Annotated in this window: 1 protein-coding gene; it reads left to right on the forward strand. The window is 64.4% G+C overall.

Annotated features, from left to right (window positions below; genetic code table 11):
- On the forward strand, window positions 1-455 hold a 455-nt coding region (locus tag AC1DCP_RS26455; protein ID WP_476774878.1), incomplete at both ends, for a helix-turn-helix domain-containing protein.

Raw genomic sequence — 455 nt, forward strand, 5'->3', positions numbered from 1 at the left:
CATCACGATGACGATGCGCGAACTCGACCGATTCAAGGTGATTCAGGCCGTGGTCGAACAAGGCCTGCCGATATGGCGCGCGGCCGAGAAGCTTGGCCTGTCGCGGCGACAGATCGAACGGCTGGCGCTCCGATATCGCGAGGACGGGCCCTGTGGGTTGGGTTCTCGCAAGCGTGGACGCAGCAGCAGTCGTCAGCTTCCTCCTGGTCTGGAATCCCGCGTGCGCGGCCTGATCCGCGACAGCTACGCGGACTTCGGGCCGACTTTGGCGGCCGAGAAGCTACGCGAGCGCAACGGCACCCGAATTGGCGACGCAGACGGTCCGTCGGATCATGATCGACGCCGATTAGGCGCAGTCTATTCCCTCGCCGACATCCCCCTCGCCCACGCCCGACTCGAAAGTTCCGGCAACGGCCTACAGGGAAAAATCGCGATAGCGGTCGGACCGTTGACGC

This window comes from Agrobacterium sp. 10T429 (genome assembly GCF_056393925.1).